Source organism: Flavobacterium sp. (genome assembly GCF_043778725.1).
In the GTDB taxonomy this organism is placed as follows: domain Bacteria; phylum Bacteroidota; class Bacteroidia; order Flavobacteriales; family Flavobacteriaceae; genus Flavobacterium.
The window spans coordinates 95,517-115,796 of record NZ_JAYWFT010000068.1 but is presented as its reverse complement, the minus strand read 5'-3'; the positions used below and the strand labels follow the sequence as shown (position 1 = coordinate 115,796).

Genomic DNA, 20,280 nt, shown 5'->3' with positions numbered 1-20,280 from the left:
ATACTACTGAACGTGACGAAATTTTGAAACTTTTATTCAGTCAACTTCCCGAAAATGGAGTGATGATACAACCTAATTTTCGTAAATTAGTTTTTTCTATATTTCTAACAATTGTACTACCTTTATCAGGATTTTTTATCTTTGGAAATATTGTAGATGCTGCGGTATTCAAATACAGTCATTTTGCGATTTTCTACATCGTGTTTTTTCTGATAATTCATTTTTTTGGATTCAGAAATTACCGATTGTTTATCAATGAAAAACATATTGTAAAACAAAGTGGCGCATGGGATGTACAAAACGAGATTATAGAAATCAAGAAAATACAAGCCATTACATCGTCACAATTGTTTTGGCACAAAAACCTAAATATTGGCTCATTAACCATGCACACAGCAGGAGGAAATCTGACTTTTTATTTAGGAAATTATAACAAAATTAAAGAATACATAAACCTTTGGTTGTACGAAATTGAAACTTCAGACAGCAATTGGATGTAATAACAATATTAGATATTAAATATCCAATATCTAAAATTTAATATCAAAAATCTAATATAAAATGAAACACTGGATTGAAGCCGCACGAGTTAGAACCTTACCATTATCGGTTTCCGGAATTTTGGTAGGTTGTTTTTATGCTATGTCACAAGGAATTTTCAATTGGAAGATTGTGATTTTGGCACTTTCTACAACTTTAGGATTGCAAGTTCTGTCCAACTTTGCCAACGATTATGGTGATGGCGTAAAAGGAACCGACAACGAAGATAGAATAGGACCAAAACGAGCCATCCAAAGCGGATTGATTACACCAGGAGAAATGCGTTACGCTATTTTCATCACAGCCTTTTTAACTTTGGTATCTGCAATGATGCTAATTTATGTTTCCTTCAAAGGCAAGTATTTCTTATATTCCATAATTTTCTTCGTGTTGGGAATTTTAGCAATCGCATCAGCAATCAGATACACCGTTGGTAAAAATCCTTACGGATATCGCGGTTTGGGCGACGTATTTGTATTCACATTCTTCGGAATTGTAAGCACATTCGGAATCTACTTTATGTTTGCCAAACAAATCGATTGGTTACTACTTTTGCCAGCATCAGCAATTGGTTTTCTTAGCGTTGGTGTTCTAAATCTAAACAACATGCGCGACGAAGAATCCGACAGAAAATCAGGTAAAAATACCATTGTAGTTAAAAATGGTGGCGCATGGGCAAAGAAATACCATTTCTTTCTAATTATTTCAGCAATGGTTTTGGTTTTAGTCTTTACATTAATTTTCGATTTCAGTTATAGAGATACTAATCCAGAACAGCTTAATTTTGATTTATATTTATTCCTAATTGCTTATTTTCCAATAATTGCCCATCTGGTAAGAGTTGCCAAAAATAAAGAACCAAAATTATTAGATCCAGAATTAAAGAAACTAGCACTTAGCACATTTTTATTGTCTATTTTACTGTCGTTATCTTTAATTTACTTTTTGTCGGATATGTTGATTTATTATACTAATTAAGAGGAGTTCAATAGTGTTATTTACTGTTTTTAATTTTAACAATAATAATCAATTTTCTATGTTAATGTTGTAAAAATAGCTTAAAAAAAATATTTAAAAACCATTAAGATATTAAGTAGTATTAAGCTTAATTACCTTAATTTCTTAATGGTTTAAATTCTATAAATACTCATAAAAAAAACAACCCATGAAAATAACATTCTACGGACACGCTTGCATAGGAATCGAAGTAAGCGGAAAACACATTCTTGTCGATCCATTTATTACGGCCAATCCAAAAGCCAGTCACATCGACATAACTACTTTAAAAGCAGATTACATCTTGCTTACACACGCACATCAAGACCATATTCTAGATGTAGAAGCCATTGCAACGCGAACTAACGCAACAATTGTTTCTACTTATGAAGTTGCATCGCATTTCGGTCAAAAAGGATTTCAACACCATCCGATGAACCACGGCGGAAGCTGGCAATTCGATTTCGGAAAAGTAAAAATCGTAAACGCAATTCATTCCAGTTCCTTTCCAGATGGTTCTTATGGCGGCAATCCTGCTGGTTTTGTCATAGAAGGCGAACACAAAAACATCTACATTTCTGGCGATACAGCACTTACTATGGACATGAAACTCATTCCAATGCGCACCAAACTCGACTTAGCCATATTGTCTATCGGAAACAATTTCACGATGGACGTAGAAGATGCCATAATCGCAGCCGAATTTGTAGATTGCGATAAAGTACTTGGAGTTCATTTTGATACCTTCGGATACATAGTAATTGACCACAACGAAGCCAAAAAGAAATTCTTCGACGCTGGAAAAGATTTAATGCTACTAGAAATCGGTCAAAGCATTACGCTTTAATTTTTGGAGCGAATGGCATGTTAATTGTTGTAAACCCTATTCCTGCTTTCCGTTCCAATCTTTTCTTCAATTGCCTTGGGTTTTAACCCAAGGCAATTGAAGAAAAGGATTTCCTCTGCACTCAGGGCTAATTAGTATTTGTATTGAATAGAATTCAGAATCAAAAACAACATCTGATTTATAACAACAAAATCAAAACTTAATGAAACTTAATACCTTAATGGTTCAAAAACTAAAAATAGTTGCTTTCTTTTTCGCGGTAGCTTTCGCATCAGCACAATCCAAAGACGGTTATTGGGACAACATTCGCACCACCAACGAAACCATCAACCTTCGTGCAGGCGAAAAAAAAGTAATTAAAACTGCCGATTTTCCAGAAGGAACCACCGAAATAGTTTACCGAATAACCATTCTCGACGACAATCAAAAAGTATCTTCCAGTTTGGTTTCAGTATTAAAAGCCATTCCAGATCCAACCGGAATTAGTCAAGGAGCAGCAGGAGCAGTTTTTCTAGCGTCAACAATTTCAGGCGATGACAAATGCAAATACGCCATTTTTAACGATGCTAAAGAAGCCGATTTGTTTCTAACAACAGCCAAAAACGAAAAAGCTTGTTTAGTTCAAGATACGCCAATAAATAAAGAAGCACGATTGTTAAAAGCCAAAGGTTCGGCTTGTTTCAATTCTAAAACTCAAAATCTATATTTTGCTTTTCAGAGTGATAATTGGGTTATGAAAGAAAAAATTATCTTAGAAATCGTGCCTTGGGTCGACAACAAAGCCAGTAGAGGTTGGGATTCAGACAATAAAAACGAAATCATAGCCTTAAGCAAAACGCTAAAAGTGTACGCAACTCTAACCAGTAAAGATGCCTTTTCGGCTTCATTTCTTGAAAAAGTAGCTCAAAAATATGCTTACAAAGAATTTGCAAACTTACTTCCAATAGAAAAAAGCGCAGCTGTAGAAGCCGCAACCGAAGACGCTTTGAAGAAAACAGGCGAAACCAAGAAGTACTACAGTCTTTTTAGAGATCGTGCCAATGCGGCCATTAATAAAGGCAATTTCGAAGATGCCATAACAATCATCCAATCGGAACTTATTGCTAAAAATAGAGCAGAAGCAATCGATTATGCCACATTAGGAAATTACTTTGTTCTTTCCAAACAATATGATAAAGCCGAGAAAACACTTAACGATGCTATTGCAAAAGACGCTACAGACATCAATTTGCAGTTGCAATTAGCACATTTGTACATGTTCACCGATAGAATTTCGGAGTCGAAAGACATTCACAAGAAATACAAAGACCAAAACGTCAATTCTAAAACCTCTTGGATTGAACAGACTAAAAAAGACTTTGAACTCTTCAAAAAATGCCGACTTTCAGAAGATGATTTCAAGAAAATCTTGCGAGTTTTGGAATAGGTTTCAGTTAGTCTATCATCTATTTTCTATTTTCTATTTTCTATTTTCTATTTTCTATTTTCTATTTTCTATTTTCTATTTTATGAAAGCCACCTACAAAAAATACATCCTAAACTTCAAACTACCTTCTGGAACTTCTAGAGGCGTAATGAACGAAAAAGAAACTTGGTTCATCATTCTAGAAGATAACGGAAAAAAAGGAATAGGCGAGTGCGGAATCCTTCGCGGACTTTCGGCAGACGACAGACCCGATTATGAAGAAAAATTACAATGGACTTGCCAGAATATTCACCTAGGTAAAGACCAGCTTTGGGAAGCACTTTTAGAATTTCCATCCATTCAATTTGGCGTTGAAATGGCATTCCAATCACTTGCTTCAGAAAAACCATTTTTGTTGTTTCCATCGGAGTTTACGGAAGGTAAAAAAAACATGGATATTAATGGTTTGGTTTGGATGGGTGACGAGTCATTTATGAAGCAACAAATTGAAGAAAAATTAGCGCAAGGTTTCCATTGCATCAAACTAAAAATTGGCGCTATAGATTTTCAAAAAGAACTCGATTTATTGCACTTTATTCGTCAAAATTTTGATGAAAATACTATCGAAATAAGAGTAGATGCCAACGGTGCTTTTAGTAAAGATTTAGCTTTAGATAAATTAAATCAATTATCTGGTTATAAATTACATAGCATAGAACAACCTATTGCTAAAAACCATACTGACACTATGGCAGAGCTGTGTAAAACCACTCCAATTTCTATTGCTTTAGACGAAGAGCTAATTGGTGTTTTTTTGTATGAAGAAAAAGAACAACTTTTACAAAAAATAAAGCCGCAATACATCATTTTGAAACCCAGTTTTGTAGGTGGGTTTCGTGGTACAAAAGAGTGGATTGATCTAGCCAATAAGTACAAAATTGATTGGTGGATAACCTCGGCTTTGGAGAGTAATATCGGATTGAATGCCATAGCGCAATGGACATTTTTGCAACAAAATCCAATGCCACAAGGACTCGGAACTGGAGGATTATATACCAATAATTTCAACTGTCCGTTAGAAGTAAAAAACGGACAATTGTGTTATAATTCTGAGTTGAATTGGAAGGTTGAAATATATTAAAATAGTAACCCTTTTGTAATTCATTTTTCGTAAATTTGAGTAAGTATTAAATTTATTACTAATGCGTTATTCCTACTTTTTCTCCTTCGTTCTTCTTTCTACTACCATATTTTCCTGTTCTAAAAAAGACAGTGAAGAAATACAACCTAAACTAGGTACTATCACCCAAAGTGTATATGCTTCTGGTGTTATAAAATCTGAAGATCAATATACATTATTTTCGACCGTAAGTGGTGTTTTGCAAAAAAAATTAGTCCTTGTAGGTCAAACCATTTCTCAAGGTCAATCTTTATTTCAGATAGAAAGTGATAAAGCTGCATTGAATACTGAAAATGCTCGTTTGGCTTACCAACTAAGTCAAGAAAGTAGTAGGTATATTCAAGATAAAATTTCTGATATGGAAACTAAAGTCCAAATGGCTAAAGATAAATTGACTTTGGACGAATCGGTTTTAAAGAGAAATAAAAATATCAAACAGTATGGCGGTATTTCCGAAGTTGATTATGAAAAAATAGAATTGGCTTATAAAAATTCTAAATCCAATTACGAATCAGCTTTGAAACAACTATCGCAATTGAAGTTACAACTCAAAAACGAACAAAGCCGAAATAACATTAACCTCAAAATTAATGAGAAATCCCAAAGTGATTTTACTGTAAAAAGTGCTTTTTCTGGAGAGTTATTTGATGTTTTGGTTAAAGAAGGTACATTGGTTACTCCGCAAACACCTTTGGCTGTTATAGGAAAAAAGAATTCTTTTTTGCTTGAACTTGACGTTGATGAAAACGACATGATACTTGTAGAACTTGGTCAAAAAATACTGGTGACTTTAGACAGTTATAAGGGAAAAGTATTTGATGCCACAGTCGATAAAATTTATCCGATTATGGATGAGCGCTCTAGAACATTTAAGATTGAAGCACATTTTGATGTTCTGCCTACTAAACTATATCCTAATCTTACTGCTGAGGCAAATATCATCATTCAAATTAAGACGAATGTATTGACAATTCCTAAGAGTTTTTTAATTGACAATCAATTTGTTTTAGTTGATAAAGATCAAAAGCGAAAAGTAAAAATAGGATTGAATGACTATCAAAATATAGAAATTCTGGAAGGATTGAAAGCCGAAGAAACTATTTACAAACCCAAAAAATGAATTTCAAACTAATTTTTAATATTGCAATTCATTTGCTTCGCGCTAGATTAAAACAGTCTATTGTGGCAGCTGTTGGCGTTACTTTTGGTATTGCAATGTTCATTTCATTGGTCAGTTTTATGAACGGATTAAATGATTTACTGGATGGTTTAATGCTCAATAGAACGCCTCATGTGCTTCTTTATAACGAAATTAAACCTTCAGAAAATCAACCTATTTCGTTGTCTGAAACCTATAAAAATGATGTCAATTTTGTCAATTCTGTTAAACCAAAAGACAGAGGAAAAGCAATCTACAACAGCAAAGCCATTATGCATTATTTGAAACAAGACCAACGAATTATTGATGTAGCACCAAAAATTTCAACGCCTGTTTTCTTTAATTCTGGCACCATTGAAATTTCGGGTGTTATTAACGGAATTGATGTTCTGGCAGAAGAAAAATTATTTGCTTTAAGCGACTACATTGTTGAAGGTAAAATAGCTGATTTAGAACAAAATAATAGCATTATCATAGGAAAAGGATTGGCAGATAAAATGCTTTTAGTGAAAGGAGATATTATTAAAATTACTTCTGCAAAAGGAAATCTAGCTTCCTTAAAGATTGTTGGGATATCTCAAATTGGAATTGCCGATATCGATAATACAGTAAGTTATACTTCATTAGACACGGCTCAAAAATTATTGGGCGAAGCAACCAATTATGTTACTGATATTCAAATTAAATTATATGATATTACAACAGCGCCAGCATTGGCAAGGGAATTTCATAGTAAATTTTATTTGGATACTATTGATTATCAAACGGCAAATTCACAATTTGAAACCGGAAGTTCGGTGCGAAGTATAATTTCGTATGCTGTTGGAATTGTTTTATTGATTGTAGCTGGATTTGGAATTTATAATATTCTAAACATGATGATTTTTGAAAAAATGGACAGCATCGCCATTCTAAAAGCCACAGGTTTCTCGGGAAATGATGTAAAATGGATTTTTATTTCGCTGTCATTAATTATTGGTTTGGTAGGAGGTGTTTTTGGGTTGCTATTCGGATTTATTTTTTCTTCAATTATTGATGTAATTCCGTTTAATACGGCTTCATTGCCTACGGTGACTACTTATCCCATAAATTTCAATCCGTTGTTTTATGTAATCGGAATCACATTTGCCTTAGTAACGACCATTATAGCAGGATTGTTTCCGGCATTAAAAGCCAGTAAAATTGATCCAGTAGAAATCATTAGAGGAAAGTAATATGAGCAACAAAGTTTTAGAAACCAAAAAGTTAACTAAATACTTCCACGATCCAGTAAAATTTGAAGTATTGAAACAAATTGACATGAGCATCAATCATGGCGAGTTTGTTTCTATTGTTGGAAAATCTGGTTGTGGAAAATCTACACTGTTGTATTTACTTTCAACAATGGATACAGATTATGAAGGACAATTGTTTATAAATGAAGAACTTATAACTGGAAAAACAGACAAAGAACTAGCCAAACTCAGAAACGAAAAAATCGGATTTGTATTTCAATTTCACTATTTGCTTTCAGAATATAATGTACTTAAAAATGTAATGCTACCCGGAATGAAGCTTGGAAAACTATCTGAAAAAGAAATTGAACACAACGCTATGGAACATCTTCGCACACTTGACATGCACGATCAAGCACTAAAAATGCCCAATCAATTGAGTGGCGGACAAAAACAGCGTGTCGCAATAGCGCGTGCTTTAATAAACAATCCTTTGATTATAATGGGTGATGAACCAACAGGTAATTTAGATAAAAAAAATAGTGATTTGGTTTTTGATATTTTTAAAAAACTTACTTTAGATTTAAAACAGACCTTGTTAATAGTTACCCACGATCCAGATTTTGCAGCAAGAACCAATCGAATAATTACGATGGAAGACGGAAGAATTATTTAATAATAGCATCTAATTTTTTACAACATAGAAACCTAGATTTTTTTAGAAGTAGGACACTTTGCTTTGAATAAAACACATAGAATTAAGAATTAACTCTGTGCAATCTCTGTGCGCTCTGTGTAAAAAAAGTATTAACATCTAATAAAAGTGACACTCTCACTCCACGCACGTCTAACTTCTAATTTCGTACTTCAAACCTCGTACTTCATACTTCATACTTCAAACCTCGTATCTCGTATCTCGTACTTCAAACCTCGTATCTCGTACTTCTAACCTCGTACCTCTATTTCACCACAATATCATACTTAGTAAGCAATCCTTTCAGTCCTTCAATAGAGAAAACTGCTTTTTTTAGTTTGTTTTTGTCGGGATCAATTACATAGTCGTAACTGGTCGAAAAATCGGCTTTGTTGGCAATAGTATCAATAAATACTGCATGTCGCAAGTTGCAATTATCAAACAATACTTCGGTTAAATCACTTCCCATAAAATCAATAGCAATCATACTGCAGTTGATAAATTGCATTTTCTTTAGTTTTAAAGCATAGAATTTGGCATAATCAAGTTGGCAATCTTTAAAGTGAAATTCAAAAATCACTTGATCTGTCATGGCGAAATTTACATTGGTAAAGTTACATTTTGTAAAGAACACACCGCGAAGTGAAACATAATTAACCTTAGTTTCTTGAAAATTACATTCGAAAAAATTACAATCTATGAACGTAACGGTTTGAAACGTACATTGTCTAAAATCGCAGTTGTAAAAGGTGCAATTTTCAAAATCTTTAAACTTTGTATTGGTATCGTCAAAGGTTTGATCTCTAAATTCTTGGTCTAAGATGTAATCGGCGCGCATAAGTATGTTTTGAATTGGTAAAACTACTAAATTAAAATGCATTTTTTCACTAACCATTGTTGATAAATTTTAAATTTTAAACTCCCAATTTTGAATGCTTATTTTGACGAAAGTCATACATTTGAATACCACCAAACTAAACTACTATGAGAATTGAAACAGAACTAAAATTAGGATTTAAAGATGTAATGATTAGACCAAAACGTTCTACGTTAAACAGTAGAGCACAAGTGTCATTAGAACGCGATTTTAAATTCAAACACAGTACAGCAACTTGGACAGGCATTCCCATTATGGCAGCCAATATGGATACTGTTGGAACTTTTGAAATGGCATTAGCTTTAGCGAAAGAAAAATTATTTACAGCCATCCACAAACATTATTCTGTGCAAGAATGGAATGATTTTATCGCAAAGGCACCAAAAGATATTTGCGATTATATTGCAGTAAGTACAGGAACTGGAAAAAATGATTTCAAGAAAATTGCTGCCATATTTGAAAACAATCCACAGCTAAAATTCTTGTGTATTGATGTTGCCAATGGCTATTCTGAACATTTTGTAAGTTTCTTAAAACAAGCACGTAAGCAATATCCAGATAAAGTAATAATTGCAGGTAATGTTGTTACTGGTGAAATGGTAGAGGAACTACTTTTGGAAGGTGCCGATATTGTAAAAGTAGGCATTGGTCCGGGTTCCGTTTGTACCACAAGAGTTAAAACTGGCGTTGGTTATCCGCAACTTTCTGCAATTATAGAATGTGCCGATGCTGCTCACGGATTGGGCGGACACATCATTAGCGATGGTGGATGTTCAACTCCTGGAGATGTTTCTAAAGCTTTTGGCGCTGGTGCTGATTTTGTTATGCTTGGCGGAATGCTTGCAGGACATACTGAAAGTGGTGGCGAATTAATCGAAATTAAAGGAGAAAAGTACAAACAATTCTACGGAATGAGTTCGGAAACCGCAATGAAAAAACATGTTGGTGGCGTTGCAGAATATAGAGCGAGTGAAGGAAAAACAGTTCAAGTGCCTTTCAAAGGTGATGTTATTGATACATTGCTCGATATTCTTGGCGGAATCAGGAGCACTTGCACTTATGTTGGAGCTTCCAAATTGAAAGAATTAACCAAACGAACCACTTTTATAAGAGTTTTAGAGCAAGAAAATAGAATTTTTACCAAATAATAACCTACAATCGTTTTCGTTACTTTAACTAAAAATTAGTATTCGTTTTGTTCGGTTCTTAACTTTATATAGTAATTTTATATGCTATGGAAAAGAACATTAAAAAAGGATTTTTCTTCAAGAATTACGAAGCGCCAAATCTTTCGCCATTTGATAAACTTTTTGAGATTTTCAAAGAGTTAATCACGCATACTTCAGGCGATTTTGACGAAGCTATCGATTGGTTACGCCAGTTGGATGTTGAATATAAACTAACAGACGAAAACTATACCGTAGATGATTTTATTGAAGATTTAAAGAAAAAAGGATACATCCGCGAAGAGTTAAAAGACGATGGAACTTCGGGAACCGGAATTACAGCCAAAACCGAAAGAGCTATTCGTCAAGCAGCTTTAGACCAGATTTTTGGTAATCTTAAAAAATCGGGAAGTGGCAATCATAAAACTAAATATTCTGGAAATGGCGATGAGCAAACTGGAGAATTCCGTGAGTATCATTTTGGTGATGGTTTAGAAAACATCTCGTTAACCGAAAGTTTACGCAACGCACAAATCAACAATGGTGTCGATGAATTTCAGTTGACGGAAAACGATTTGGTTGTGGAGGACGCACAATTCAAAGCCCAAATGAGTACCGTTTTGATGATTGACATTAGCCACAGCATGATATTGTATGGTGAAGACCGAATTACTCCAGCCAAAAAAGTTGCTATGGCTTTGGCCGAATTAATCACGACGCGTTATCCAAAAGATACGATTGATATTTTGGTTTTCGGAAACGACGCTTGGCCCATTGCGATAAAAGATTTACCCTATTTAAAAGTTGGACCTTATCACACTAATACCGTTGCCGGATTGCAATTGGCGATGGACATGTTGCGTAGAAAGCGAAATACCAACAAGCAAATTTTCATGATCACCGACGGAAAACCAAGTTGCGTTCGTGAAAAAGACGGAACATACTACATGAACAGTAATGGATTGGACGAATACATCGTAGAACAATGCTACAATCAAGCGGCACAAGCCAGAAAATTGCATATTCCAATTACAACATTCATGATTGCAAATGATCCGTATTTGCAGAAATTTGTCAATAGATTTACAGAAGCCAATCAAGGAAAAGCATTTTACACTGGACTGAAAGGTTTGGGCGAAATGATTTTTGAAGATTATGAGAGTAATAGGAAGAAGAAGATTAAATGAGAGAATAGACAATAGAGAATAGACAATAGAGAATAGAGAATAGAAAATAGAGAATAGAATAAAGAAGCAAGAAGCAAGAAAAATATAAAATTCATAAAAGACTATGACGATTTAGCGCCTTTGCGAGATTAAAAAAGTTTTAAGAATAAAGAGTAAAGAAAAATAATTTAAAAGAAACAAATACGCTGCGAACTTTGCGTTAAACCTAGCGCTCTTTGCGGTTAAATAAAAAAACATGAAAGTAGAAAACATAAAAACACTAGCAGAATTAAAACAATCAGGTTGGGTATCAAGAAGCATCAAGGATGAATTGCGTGATAATTTACGAACCAAAATAAAATTGGGCAAACCAGTTTTTGAAGGCGTTCACGGATTTGAAAATACCGTAATTCCTGAGTTGGAACGAGCAATTTTATCACGTCATAATATCAATTTACTCGGACTTCGTGGTCAGGCGAAAACACGTTTGGCAAGAAAAATGATTGAATTATTAGACGAGTACATGCCAATAGTGGATGGTTCAGAAATTAACGACGATCCATTACATCCGATTTCAAGATTTGCTAAAGATTTAATTGCAGAAAAAGGTGATGCCACTCCAATAAAATGGATTCACAAAAGCGACCGTTTTTCTGAAAAATTAGCTACTCCAGATGTAACTGTAGCCGATTTAATTGGTGATGTCGATCCGATTAAAGCAGCCAATTTAAAATTATCTTATGCTGATGACCGAGTTATTCACTTCGGAATGATTCCAAGAGCCAACCGTTGCATCTTTGTAATCAACGAATTACCCGATTTACAAGCTAGAATTCAAGTCGCTTTATTCAATATTTTGCAAGAAGGTGACATTCAAATTCGTGGTTTCAAATTAAGAATGCCGCTAGACATGCAATTTGTTTTCACTGCCAATCCAGAAGATTATACCAATCGTGGAAGCATAGTCACACCATTGAAAGACAGAATTGGATCACAAATTCTAACACATTATCCAGAAACAGTTGCTATTGCAAGAACCATTACACATCAGGAAGCCAAATTAGACCAGCAACAATCGGATGCAGTTCATGTGCCGAATTTAGCGAAAGATTTGTTAGAGCAAATAAGTTTTGAAGCGCGAGAAAGTGAATACATAGATAACAAAAGTGGTGTAAGTGCGCGTATGAGCATCACGGCGTATGAGAATTTATTAAGTACTGCCGAACGAAGAGCTTTGTTATCTGGAGAAGATAAAACATCGGTTAGATTGTCTGATTTTATGGGAATTATTCCAGCTATTACAGGTAAAGTCGAATTGGTTTATGAAGGCGAACAAGAAGGCGCAGCATTTGTTGCAGAACAATTGATTAGTGATGCCATTAAAACTTATTTCCCAGCGTTTTTTCCTAAAATAGAAAAGCTAGAACGCGATGCGGAGTCAAGTCCTTATGCTAAAATTTTAGAATGGTTTTTTGCCGAAACTGGTTTCGAATTATTAGACGATGCCACAGATGAGGAATATAAAAAACAATTGGACGAGGTAAAACCATTGGAGGATTTAATTCAGAAATACCAACCTGAAACACCTTTGGAAGACAGATATTTCTTGAAAGAATTTGTACTTTGGGGATTGGTTGAATTCGATAAACTTAGTAAAGATAGAGTAGATGTAGGCTATCAGTTTAAGGATTTGTACAGCAGTTACATCAATAAATTGTAAAATAGTTTAAACTAATAGTTAACCCTCGCAGAGTTCAAAATTCTGCGAGGGTTTTATTTAATTATGGATTCGTAGACCACAAAGAAGCCGATTTCAACATTGCTCTTCTTGGCAACTTAAGACCTAAAACAATAAGTTCTGCAAAATCTTCTGGCTGCAAAACTTTTTCGACATTTCCATCAGTAATTCCTAATTCTAATGACATATCCGATGCGATTGTGCTTGGTGTTAAGGTGCAAACTCGGATGTTGTTTTTTCTAACTTCTTTCATCAAAGCTTCCGATAGACCAATTACAGCAAATTTCGATGCCGAATACGCCGAAGTATTAGCATTACCAGTAATTCCAGCTGTTGAAGAAACGTTTATAATATCGCCTTGATTTTTAGTAATCAGATAAGGTAAAACTTCCTTAGTCACATAATACATTCCCATTACATTGGTTTGGATAATGGCGTTCCATTTTTCGGGACTCATTTCTAAGAAACTTCCAAAAGCTGCAATTCCGGCATTGTTTACCAAAATATCTACCGAACCAAATTGGTGTAAAATACGTTCAATACCAACTTTTACCTCAGCATGATTTCCAACATCAAAGGTTTCATAAATGGCAGTGACACCGTATGATTTCAATTCGGAAACGGTATCAATTAAGTTATGTTCGTTTCTTCCTGTGATGGCTACATCTATTCCTTCTTTTGCGAAAGCAATTGCTGTGGCTTTACCTAAACCTTTTCCACCACCAGTAACAATTGCTTTTTTACCTTTTAAATTTTCCATGAGTTTTCTTTTTATACAAATTTACTATTCTGAAATTGAAACACTATAAATTGAATCTTAAATTTAACGGATTATTATCGTAAATCAATTAAAAGAATTTTAAAATTTAAAAAGAAAGAGGATCTATTTTTACCAAGGACTAATTCCTATTTCATCTTCAATATCGTTACTAAAGAATTTTCCAGTTGGTCCATTTTCATCAGTAACTGTATGCTTAATTATAAAAGCTGCAGCACTTTCTACTGTTCCTGGTCCGCTATGGTGGTTAAAATCGGTAGCGGTATAACCTGGATCAATAACATTTACTTTGAACGATTCTCTTAGCTCATGAGCCAATACAATAGTGTAGGCGTTTAAAGCGGCTTTTGAAGTTCCATAACTCGCCGTTTTATAATCATAATATTTCCAACTAGGATCACTGTGCAAAGTTAAAGAACCAAGTCCTGAAGTGATGTTTGTAATTCTTGGATTGTCGGATTTTTTCAACAATTCTATAAAGGCTTGAGTTACATTTATCACTCCGAAGAAATTGGTATCAAATACATTTTGAATATCTTTAATTGAGGTATTTGTAGCTTGTTGTGGGTTTGTTCCAAGAATTCCGGCGTTATTTATTAAAATATCCAATTTGCCTTGTTCTTTTTCTATTGTATTTTTGGCTGCCAAAATAGAATCTAAATTGGTTACATCAATTTCAATTGCTTTGATGTTTTCCAATCCATTTTCTTTCAAATTTGCTACAACGGCTTCACCTTTAGCAATCGTTCTACTTCCTAAATACACAAAAAATCCTTTTTTGGAAAGTTGTTTTGCTGTTTCTAAACCAATACTTCTGTTGGCTCCGGTAATTAATACTGAATTCATTTTTTTATTTTTTAAAATTTATGAAGCAAAATTGCAACGTTTGTAAATGAAATCATTTGCCATTTGACAAAAAGCAATTTATCGGATTTTTTTTCTAATTCTACTCAAAGATGATTGTGTAACTCCCAAATAAGAAGCAACATAAGAAAGCGGTACACGATTAACAACATTGGGATATATTTCTAGAAATTTGATATAACGCTCTGTGGCATCTTCAGTAACGAGCGGACTTCTTCGAGCCACTTTTTGCATCAATGCTTTAGCAATTATTTTGTGTACAATGGTATCCCATCCCACAATGGTATTCAATAATTCCTGCCAATCGGATTTTGAAAAAACAATTAATTTGCAATCAGTAATGGCGTGCACGTAGGCAGTAGAGGGAATTTCATTGTCAAAACTCTCCAAATCCACCACTAGATTGCGCTCTTCAATAAAGTATTTGGTTATTTCTTCGCCTTTATTATTATAATAGCAAACTCTGGTAATGCCATCAATAATAAATCCTACTTGTTTGGAAATTTTACCAGCTTCCGAGAAATAGTCGTCTTTCTTGAGGTTCAACTCGGTTGCTTTGTTTGAAATTAGTTCAATTTGTTGTGGGTTTAAATTCCCAAACTGTAAAAAATAGTCTATTAATTCTTTCATAGCCTAAAGGTAATTAAAGTTTTAGTTACCAAATTTGTCATTTGGCAAAAAGAGTAAAATTAATTAAACGAATTCCGAAAAGCTAAAGGCGAAACAGAAGTCTTACTTTTGAACAATTTACTAAACGATTGCGAATGTTCAAACCCCAATTCAAAAGCTATTTCACTTATGGATAGGTTAGTGGTTGTCAGTTTTTCTTTTGCCTTATCAATCAATTTATCGTGAATGTGTTGTTGCGTATTTTTTCCTGTTGTAGTGCGTAACATATCACTTAAATAACTTGGTGAAAGATGTAGTTTTTGTGCTAAATCAGTAACTGTTGGCAAACCAAATTGCTTGTTTTCTACAAAATAAGTTTCTAAAACGGTTTCAAATTTTGAAAGTAAATCGGTATTGACTGACTTTCTAGTTACAAATTGGCGGTTGTAAAAACGATTGCAATAATTGAGCAGTAATTCCAAATTGGAAACAATCACATCCGAACTGTAATTATCTATTCTAGCTTGGTATTCTTTTTCAATATTCTTTACTAAATTTTCAATTGTAAGTTCTTCTTCTTCCGATAAATGTAGCGCTTCATTGGCATCATACGAAAAGAAAGTATAGCCTTTAATAGATTTTCCTAACGGATAAGTTCTAATTAAATCGGGATGAAACAGCAACGACCAACCGTCTTTGTTTCGGTCATTGTCTTGGTCAATGGCAATCACTTGATTGGGTGCGATAAACGACATCGAACCTTCATCAAAATCATAATAATTCTTACCGTATTTCAGTATTCCTTGAAAACTTTTTTTGATAGATATGTTGTAAAAATTAAGAACAATACTTTGATTTTCTTCTTTACTAATAAGATTTTCCTTGGAATGATCAATTAGCGTAATCAACGGATGAGAAGGCTTTGGCAAATCCAACAAACGATGTAATTCCGATACCGAATTGATTATTTTGATTTCTTTTTTATCCGTTTTCATTAGTCTAAGATACAAAAAAACACCAAAGAAAATTGTTGAAAATTCTTTAGCGTTTCCATTAATTTATTTTGTCAAAAAGTCAAAACCTTCAACACTTCGGTCGGCAGTCATAATTTCTAAAACATTGCCTGGATATTGCTTGGTTAACTGGCTTACGTTATCCAATACTTGTAATTCTTCTGATGTGAATTGTACTGCAACCGATTTCAAATTGTCTTCCAGCTGATGTAATTTGGTCGCTCCAATAATCACACTCGAAACAGCCGATTGATGTAAAAGCCATGCCAAAGCCAATTGTGCCACACTAACATTTTTTTGTTCCGCCATCGGATATAAAACATCCAAAACGTTGTATGCACGTTCTTCGTTAAACGGTTCAAACGGAAATTCGTTCAATCGTCCTTCGCCATTTTGCAATCCTCTCTTGTATTTACCAGATAACAAGCCACCAGAAAGCGGACTCCAAATCATCAATCCCACTTTTTGATCGTTCAGCATCGGAATAATTTCTCGTTCAATATCTCTGGTATCCAATGAATAATTGGCTTGTAGTGAAGCAAATCGGTTTCTGTCGGTAGCATCAGAATACGCCAATCCTTTCATTACTTGCCAAGCCGCCATATTGCTGGCTCCAAAATAACGAATTTTGCCACTTTGTACTAAATCATCCAATGTTCGAATGGTTTCTTCAATAGGTGTTAACGGATCGGCAGTGTGCATTTGATACAAATCAATGTAATCGGTTTTTAAGCGTCGCAAACTGCCTTCAACTTCTTGAATAATGTGCTTTCTAGATAGTCCACGATCGTTTTCGCCTTTGCCCATCGAACCTCGAACCTTGGTAGCCAAAACCAAATCGTCTCGATTAATAGCTAAATTCTTGATAGCTTGCCCAATCAGTTCTTCCGACAATCCTTCCGAATAAATATTGGCGGTATCAATAAAGTTTACGCCAGCTTCGGTAACGGTTTTAATTTGTTCATCAACTTCTTTTTGGTCTAAGTTGCCCATGTAGCCAAAGAAACCTTTTCCGCCATAATTCATGGTACCCAAGCAAAGTGTGGAAACTTTTAATCCGGTGTTTCCTAAAATTTTGTAGTTCATAAGTAGTATTTTTTATGAAGACAAAGTTCAGTTGTTTTTGCAATTGGAATGTTTCCAAAAAGAGGAAATTTGTAGCTATAACGAAGCGTTAATTAAACGAATTCCGAAATTCCAGCGGCGAAAAAGTCGTTTTATTTTTGAATAATTTGCTAAACGATGGTGCATGTTCAAACCCCAATTGAAAAGCAATTTCACCAACAGATAGGCTAGTGGTAGATAGTTTTTCTTTCGCCTTGCTTATCAATTTATCGTGAATGTGCTGTTGCGTACTTTGTCCGGTGAGCACTTTTAGCATGTTGCTCAAGTAATTTGGTGATATATTCAAACTTTCGGCAATGTAATTTACAGTTGGAAGTCCTTTTTTGGAATGATCATTATCATCAAAATAATTGGTCAGTAATTCTTCCAATCGATTTACTATTTGGTGGTTGCCAATTTTTCTGGTAATGAACTGTCGGTTGTAAAATCGGTCGGAATATTTAAGTAGTAATTCGAGTTGTGCAATAATTAAATCTTGACTAAAAGTATCAATATTAGAATGGTATTCTTGTTTGATATTTTCTACAATCGCAGTAAGCGTTGTTTCTTCTTTATCAGAAAGGCACAAGGCTTCGTTGATGGCATAGTTGAAATAATCGTAATTTTTAATGGTCTTCGCCAAAGTTGTATTCCATAAAAAATCAGGATGAACGAGTACCATCCATCCTGAAAGTTTTATATTGGCATTATTGGCTGCTTCTACACCAAATACTTGTCCTGGAGAAATGAAAAACAAAATACCTTCGTTAAAATCATAGTGTTGGTGACCGTATTTATACGCTACATTAGAATTTCTTTTTAGAGCAATAGAATAAAAATCGAATACAATACTTTTGGGTTCTTCTTGATAAAAACGGTGCATGTCTTCGAAGTTCACAACACTCACTAACGGATGCTGCGGCTTTGGCAAACCACGAAAATCGTGGTAGTCACTAATGGATTTAAAACGAAGTGGTGCATTAGAATTCATACTCAAAGATACTTAATTTATTGGTTGTAAACCGATGCAAATTCTTTAGCAAAATCAATCAATTTTACTTTTCCATAGATTGTTGGTTTGTTTTTATTGAAATCTTCTGCTAACAATCCTGATTGAAGACTGGCGTACATTTCGACCAAACCTGCAGCAATTTTCGGATTCATTCCTATTGCTGTTAAACTTTTTAAAACCTCATCATCAGCAACCACAATCCATTTTAAATCGGGTTTTCCAATTGCTTCACCAATGATTCTTGCCGTTTCACTTCCTGATAATTCTTCGCTTACAACATACCTAACTTTTCTACCAGCGAAAGGCGTTTGCAATTCTTGGGCAATTGTTGCAGCAATATCGTATGGAGAAACCCATGGAATGGTATTTTGTGTTCCGTAATTTGTAAAGATAGCGTTGGCATTTTTTATCATTTCTACATAACCATATAAGTTATAGAAAAACGATGTTGGACGAATGTGCGTTATGGATACATCTGATGGCAATTTATTTAGACCTTTTTCAACATTGTGCGCGCCAATTAATATTCCCGAACCTTGTTCTAAATGGGCACCAATGGTACTTAAATTTACAACACGTTTCACTCCAGAAGATTGAATTGCTTCTGCATAATTAGCGCCAATTCGTTTGTAATACGCCAATAGATCTAAGTCGTGATTAAAATAATTATTTGGCGGAACCATTATATAAACGGCATCGGCATTGGTAAAAGTTGCTGTAAGAAAGGATGCATCTTCTAGCGAACCAATGGCTGCGTTTGCGCCTAAATCTTCAATCGCTTTTTGCTTTTTTTGGTCGCTGCTTATTACAGTTACCTGATGTCCATTCTTAACTAATTCTTTCGTTAAAGGTTGGCCAATGTTTCCTAACGAACCTGATACAATAATTTTCATGATATTACTCTTTATTTGTTTCTGCAAAGTTCTGTTACAAATAAAGAGTAGGAATAGCCAAATCTACTTTTGTGATAGCCAAATTATTTATTTTAATAATTAACGCATTGTCAAGCTAATTATAATCTCAATAAAGATAAGAATTACAATTAGCCATTCTAGTTTTGAGCTTTCTCTTACGTTCAATACATCGGTAAAAAGCGTCAGGTTGTCTTCTACAATTTGCAAACGGTAATCTAGATCTTTAAACCTTGTATTGATGTCGAAATTGGCTTTTAGGTTTCGGTTTAGTAAATTCAGTTCTTCGTTGTCCCAAACTAGATTTGGATCATCTAAGATGTATAAATTATCAATAATACTATTTTTGACGTTAAGTACTTTACCAATATATTTTAGCAAATTGGTTTTGGAAATACTCAATTTTCCACGTTTTTCCAATTGTAGAATATAGATTTTGGAAGACGATATTAAATCATCGGTAAGGTTTTCATAATAATCTAAAGCAACAGATTGTCCAATGTTTAGCATTATAATACGCATCATTGAAGCTTCAATTTTGGCAACACTTACATAATTATTTTTTACGATAGGTTTTTCAATCGCGCCGTTAATTTCAATACGGTATTCTTCCGAAAGGTTTAAATCTACTAAAGAGGTAGTGTAGTTTTTAATAAAATTCACAAATTCACTTTTGCCCACAGCATCATAATTAGCAAATACAATTACACCATAATCAAACACATATAAAAAGCGATTGTTATCGGTAAAGGAATAAAATAACTCTGTTGTAGAACCCGAATGAGCTTCGGTTTTAAAATCGGCACGAAACTTTTTTATATTAAATGATTCTGCTAGTTGAATGGCTTCTATCTTGATTTCCATTACGATTTATTTTTTTGCAAATATAGAAAATTAACAAACAGATTGAAATTAATACTAGCGCATTTATAACTTTAGAGCGGCTATTTATTATCTTTTTTTTAACAGTAGATTATTATAATGAAGCTATTATTATAAGTAAATTT

At 34.1% G+C, this 20,280-nt stretch carries 20 protein-coding genes; 11 read left to right on the top strand and 9 right to left on the bottom strand.

Annotation, left to right across the window (positions count from 1 at the left end; all coding sequences use genetic code 11):
• The 8 genes from ACH2CG_RS06200 to ACH2CG_RS06165 form a co-directional block, all read left to right on the top strand.
• On the top strand, positions 1 to 500 hold a 500-nt coding region (locus ACH2CG_RS06200; RefSeq protein WP_395063276.1), incomplete at its 5' end, for a PH domain-containing protein.
• 61 nt (positions 501 to 561) lie between these two features.
• Positions 562 to 1,518, top strand: coding sequence for a 1,4-dihydroxy-2-naphthoate octaprenyltransferase (gene menA / locus ACH2CG_RS06195; RefSeq protein ID WP_395063274.1), 957 nt, complete (start codon positions 562 to 564; stop codon positions 1,516 to 1,518).
• A gap of 187 nt (positions 1,519 to 1,705) precedes the next feature.
• Complete coding sequence (locus ACH2CG_RS06190) at positions 1,706 to 2,383, top strand: metal-dependent hydrolase (RefSeq protein ID WP_395063272.1); 678 nt, start codon at positions 1,706 to 1,708, stop codon at positions 2,381 to 2,383.
• A 202-nt stretch (positions 2,384 to 2,585) separates the two neighbouring features.
• Entirely contained in the window at positions 2,586 to 3,809 is a 1,224-nt protein-coding gene (locus tag ACH2CG_RS06185) for a tetratricopeptide repeat protein (RefSeq protein ID WP_395063270.1), read from the top strand.
• 82 nt (positions 3,810 to 3,891) lie between these two features.
• On the top strand, positions 3,892 to 4,929 hold the full coding sequence (locus tag ACH2CG_RS06180; RefSeq protein WP_395063268.1) for an o-succinylbenzoate synthase: 1,038 nt from the start codon (positions 3,892 to 3,894) through the stop codon (positions 4,927 to 4,929).
• Between the two features lie 61 nt (positions 4,930 to 4,990).
• Positions 4,991 to 6,088, top strand: a complete 1,098-nt coding sequence (locus ACH2CG_RS06175; protein ID WP_395063266.1) for an efflux RND transporter periplasmic adaptor subunit — start codon at positions 4,991 to 4,993, stop codon at positions 6,086 to 6,088.
• Positions 6,085 to 7,341 (top strand): ABC transporter permease, encoded by a 1,257-nt coding sequence (locus ACH2CG_RS06170; protein WP_395063264.1) that lies wholly within the window; start codon positions 6,085 to 6,087, stop codon positions 7,339 to 7,341. Before ACH2CG_RS06175 ends, ACH2CG_RS06170 begins: the two co-directional genes overlap by 4 nt.
• 1 nt (position 7,342) lies before the next feature.
• On the top strand, positions 7,343 to 8,017 hold the full coding sequence (locus tag ACH2CG_RS06165) for an ABC transporter ATP-binding protein (RefSeq protein WP_395063262.1): 675 nt from the start codon (positions 7,343 to 7,345) through the stop codon (positions 8,015 to 8,017).
• Positions 8,018 to 8,300: 283 nt separating this feature from the next.
• Here the strand turns inward: ACH2CG_RS06165 and ACH2CG_RS06160 are convergent, their stop codons facing one another.
• The gene (locus tag ACH2CG_RS06160; RefSeq protein ID WP_395063280.1) at positions 8,301 to 8,873 is read right to left on the bottom strand and encodes a pentapeptide repeat-containing protein; all 573 of its coding nucleotides are present in this window, start codon (positions 8,871 to 8,873) and stop codon (positions 8,301 to 8,303) included.
• Positions 8,874 to 9,019: 146 nt separating this feature from the next.
• Between ACH2CG_RS06160 and guaC the strand changes: the two genes are divergently transcribed.
• From guaC to ACH2CG_RS06145, 3 genes are all read left to right on the top strand, one after another.
• Positions 9,020 to 10,060 carry a GMP reductase gene (gene guaC, locus ACH2CG_RS06155; RefSeq protein ID WP_395063260.1) on the top strand — a complete coding sequence of 347 codons (1,041 nt, stop codon included), beginning with the start codon at positions 9,020 to 9,022 and terminating at the stop codon, positions 10,058 to 10,060.
• 86 nt (positions 10,061 to 10,146) lie between these two features.
• Positions 10,147 to 11,265, top strand: coding sequence for a VWA domain-containing protein (locus ACH2CG_RS06150; protein WP_395063258.1), 1,119 nt, complete (start codon positions 10,147 to 10,149; stop codon positions 11,263 to 11,265).
• Positions 11,266 to 11,500: 235 nt separating this feature from the next.
• Positions 11,501 to 12,964: a magnesium chelatase gene (locus ACH2CG_RS06145; protein ID WP_395063256.1), complete on the top strand. Its 1,464-nt coding sequence runs from the start codon at positions 11,501 to 11,503 to the stop codon at positions 12,962 to 12,964.
• 61 nt (positions 12,965 to 13,025) lie between these two features.
• On the opposite strand, the gene ACH2CG_RS06140 is transcribed toward ACH2CG_RS06145, so the two are convergent.
• The 8 genes from ACH2CG_RS06140 to ACH2CG_RS06105 form a co-directional block, all read right to left on the bottom strand.
• Positions 13,026 to 13,742 carry a 3-ketoacyl-ACP reductase gene (locus tag ACH2CG_RS06140; RefSeq protein WP_395063254.1) on the bottom strand — a complete coding sequence of 239 codons (717 nt, stop codon included), beginning with the start codon at positions 13,740 to 13,742 and terminating at the stop codon, positions 13,026 to 13,028.
• Between the two features lie 129 nt (positions 13,743 to 13,871).
• Entirely contained in the window at positions 13,872 to 14,606 is a 735-nt protein-coding gene (locus tag ACH2CG_RS06135) for an SDR family NAD(P)-dependent oxidoreductase (protein ID WP_395063252.1), read from the bottom strand.
• Positions 14,607 to 14,684: 78 nt separating this feature from the next.
• Positions 14,685 to 15,254, bottom strand: a complete 570-nt coding sequence (locus tag ACH2CG_RS06130) for a Crp/Fnr family transcriptional regulator (RefSeq protein ID WP_395063250.1) — start codon at positions 15,252 to 15,254, stop codon at positions 14,685 to 14,687.
• A gap of 59 nt (positions 15,255 to 15,313) precedes the next feature.
• The gene (locus tag ACH2CG_RS06125; RefSeq protein ID WP_395063248.1) at positions 15,314 to 16,228 is read right to left on the bottom strand and encodes a helix-turn-helix domain-containing protein; all 915 of its coding nucleotides are present in this window, start codon (positions 16,226 to 16,228) and stop codon (positions 15,314 to 15,316) included.
• A 63-nt stretch (positions 16,229 to 16,291) separates the two neighbouring features.
• On the bottom strand, positions 16,292 to 17,332 hold the full coding sequence (locus ACH2CG_RS06120; RefSeq protein ID WP_395063246.1) for an aldo/keto reductase: 1,041 nt from the start codon (positions 17,330 to 17,332) through the stop codon (positions 16,292 to 16,294).
• A gap of 88 nt (positions 17,333 to 17,420) precedes the next feature.
• Positions 17,421 to 18,341, bottom strand: a complete 921-nt coding sequence (locus tag ACH2CG_RS06115; protein ID WP_395063244.1) for a helix-turn-helix domain-containing protein — start codon at positions 18,339 to 18,341, stop codon at positions 17,421 to 17,423.
• 17 nt (positions 18,342 to 18,358) lie between these two features.
• Entirely contained in the window at positions 18,359 to 19,255 is an 897-nt protein-coding gene (locus ACH2CG_RS06110) for an NAD(P)H-binding protein (protein WP_395063242.1), read from the bottom strand.
• A 99-nt stretch (positions 19,256 to 19,354) separates the two neighbouring features.
• On the bottom strand, positions 19,355 to 20,137 hold the full coding sequence (locus ACH2CG_RS06105; RefSeq protein WP_395063240.1) for an RMD1 family protein: 783 nt from the start codon (positions 20,135 to 20,137) through the stop codon (positions 19,355 to 19,357).
• Positions 20,138 to 20,280: the final 143 nt, after the last annotated feature.